At 74.8% G+C, this 2,953-nt stretch carries 3 protein-coding genes; all 3 read right to left on the bottom strand.

Annotation, left to right across the window (positions count from 1 at the left end; translation table 11 throughout):
• A partial coding sequence (locus tag ABZX96_RS34690) for a hypothetical protein (protein ID WP_355552437.1) occupies positions 1-271 on the bottom strand: 271 nt, incomplete at its 3' end.
• Between the two features lie 81 nt (positions 272-352).
• Complete coding sequence (locus tag ABZX96_RS34685; RefSeq protein ID WP_355552434.1) at positions 353-1,978, bottom strand: MFS transporter; 1,626 nt, start codon at positions 1,976-1,978, stop codon at positions 353-355.
• A complete protein-coding gene (locus ABZX96_RS34680) occupies positions 1,975-2,733 on the bottom strand; it encodes a TetR/AcrR family transcriptional regulator (RefSeq protein ID WP_355552431.1) in 759 nt (252 codons plus the stop codon). Before ABZX96_RS34680 ends, ABZX96_RS34685 begins: the two co-directional genes overlap by 4 nt.
• Between the last annotated feature and the right edge of the window lie 220 nt (positions 2,734-2,953).

The raw sequence follows: 2,953 nt of genomic DNA, 5'->3' as shown, positions 1-2,953 counted from the left end.
GCCCGCCCCGCCACGGACGGGGGCGGGCCGCGGACGGTCCTTCGAGGGCCGGGCCTGAGCGCCCAGCTCCTCCGGCCTTCGGGCTCGGGCGATCGACTCCGCCGGGACCTCGCACCTGGCCCCGCCGGACCGTCCGGTGCCCCTGGACCAGGTAGTACAGCCAGGCGGTCGCCAGTAGGTGGAAGGCGACCTGCGCGGAGAACCCGCTGACGGAGAAGGCAGCCGCCAGAACCGCGGACACACAGGCGAGCAGGACGCTGACCAGGTACACCCGGCCGACGACGCGGTGCGCGACGCGGTACCGGTTCTATAGCGCCCTTGCCGATGGCACCCGCAGGGGCGAGAGCCCGGGTCAGCCCGCGGAGTCGGAGGACGACGCCGGCTGGGGGACCGTCCGGGGGCCGGGCGCCGGACGGTGGCCGGTCGGGATGCGGATCTCCGGCATCAGGAGGAGCGCGGCCAAGGCCAGCAGCCCGGCGACCCCGCCGAGCCATGCGACGGCCGACCCGACGGCCGGGGCGGTGACCGCGCCCGCCACGTGCCCGGCCATCAGCGACTGACCGCAGGCCAGGCCGAACGCGCCGCCGAGCTGCTTGGTGAGCCCGGCGCCCGCGGTGGCCGACCCCATGTCGGCGTACGGGACGCAATTCTGGGTGGCGATGGTGAGCCCGCCCATGGCCGGCCCGGTGCCCAGCCCGGCGACCAGCAGCCAGACCGACGTCAGGAGCGGGGGCGTCGAGGCGTCCAGGGCGAAGAAGGCCGCCGTGCCCGCGGTCAGCAGCCCGGCTCCCGTCAGCAGCGACGGCCGGACGCGTCCGCCGCGCAGGATGACGGCGGCGGTGAGCCGGTTGCCCAGCGTCATGCCGACGAGCAGGGGCAGCAGCAGGAGCCCCGAAACGGTCGCCGAGTGGCCGCGCACGTCCTGGAAGTACAACGGCAGGAAGACCCCCGCCGGCAGCACCGCCACCTGGAAGAAGAACCCGGCGCTCAGCAGCGCCGCGTACCCCCGGTGGCGGAAGAGGCGCAGCGGCAGCACGGGGACGGCCGCCCGGCGTTCGACGGCGACCAGCAGCGCCAGCGCGGCCACCCCACCGAGCACCGGGCCGACCACGCGCGGGTCGGTCCAGGCCGGAGTCTGCGCGCCCACGGTGTGGCCCTTGAGGCTGAAGCCGATCAGGACCAGGGAGAGCCCGGTGGTCAGCAGCAGGATCCCGGCCACGTCCAGCCGCCCGGAAGGCACGGCCGCCGGGCGCCTCTCGGGCAGCGCGAAGGCGATGACCAGCGCGGCGGCCAGTCCGATCGGCAGGTTCAGCCAGAAGGCCCAGCGCCAGCCGACGTGATCGGTCAGCGCCCCGCCGATGAGCGGGCCACCCACCATCCCGAGGACCATCATCGCGCCCAGTGCCGTCTGCATCCGGATCAGGCCACCGCTCCGGCCGGGCGGGAAGAGGTCGCGGACCAGCGCCATCCCGAGGGTGAGCAGCGCCCCGGCCCCCGCCCCCTGGACGGCGCGGGCGACGACGAGCTCCACGATCGTCCCGGACAGGCCGCAGGCCAGCGAGCCGCCCAGGAACAGCGCGAGCCCGCCCAGCAGCAGCCGCCGGCGGCCGTGGAGATCGGAGAACCGGCCGTAGACCGGCACGCTGACTGAGGAGGTCAGCAGATAGGCCGTGACCAGCCAGACGTACCAGGAACCACCGCCGCCCACCTGCTCCACGATGCGCGGCAGCGCGGTGCCGACCACGGTGCCGTCCAGCATGGCGAGGAAGGCGCAACCGAGCAGGGCGACGGTCACCAGCACGCGGCGGCGGGGGGCGAGGCCGGGGTAGGGGTCGTGGGGCCCGGAGGGCTGGGATAAGTCGGAGCGGGGGTCTTCGGCGGTCTCGGCGCCGGGGGTCTTTGCGAGCCCCTGGGCATCGGTCCGGGGGCCTTCGCGGGCGTCGTTGCCGGGGGTCTTGTGTGCCTCGGACGCGGTCATCGGGAGTCCTTCGCGCGCGTGGGCCCGGGGGTGGGCTCGGGGGTTCCCTCGGAAGCGGGGGAGGGCTCCGGCCGCGGAGTGGTGGTGGTGTTGGTGTTGCGGGCCTGCGGGGTGGGCGCGGGCTGGGACGGGGCCGTGGTTCCCGGGGTGGTGAGGGCGCCGTGGAGGAAGAGCGTCACCAATTCCTCGGTGCTCAGGGGGTCGGGCGCGCCCGGGCGGCCGGCGGACATCAGGAGCATCTGGAACGCGTCCGCGAGCCGTTCGGGGCTCAGCCGCAGCGCGTCCCGCTCCGGGGCGAACAGGGCGGCCAGCGCCGCACGCGGCTCGGCCAGGCCCGCCTCGCGGTCCGGCACCTGGCCATGGCCCTCGGGTGCGCCCTGTGGCGGACGCTCGGGACGGCCTCCCGCGGACAGCGCGGCGGCGACGGCGCCGAGCCGCGTCATGAAGCCGCGCATCACGTCGGCCGCTTCGGTGAGGCGGTCGGCGAGCGGCTGGTCCAGGGAGACGGAAGCCAGGTGGGCGATCGTGTCGTCGGCCCGAAGGGCCTCGTCCATGCAGGCGTCGAGCAGCGCTTCCTTGTCGGGGAAGACCCGGAAGATCGTGCCTTCGCCGATGCCGGCGGCCCGAGCGATCTTCGCGGTGGTCACGGAGGCTCCGTACTCGACGACGAGAGGCAGTGCCGCCGCGACGATCATGGCGCGGCGCTTTTCGGGAGACATGGCCGGCGCCCGGCGCCGGGGAGTGGAGTCGGTCATGCCGCGACAGTACGGAGTGAGTACTCACTCCGTCAATGGATGCGGTCGCGGATGCGGGCGACCGACGGCCGGGGCGGGTGGCTGCCTTGCCGGACGGGGTGGGGTGTGGGGTGGTGTCGGGCCTGGGTAGCGCGGCGGCGGGGGCGCCGCGGGGGTGGTAGGAAGAGGGGGGGGGTAGGGAAGAGTGTTTACGGCTGTGGGTAGATATAGGGGGTGGCCG

Origin of the sequence: Streptomyces sp. NPDC003077, from assembly GCF_040611095.1 — a bacterium.
Classification (GTDB): domain Bacteria; phylum Actinomycetota; class Actinomycetes; order Streptomycetales; family Streptomycetaceae; genus Streptomyces.
The sequence above is the reverse complement of the archived record's forward strand: the minus strand, read 5'-3'. Positions and strand labels throughout refer to the sequence as shown.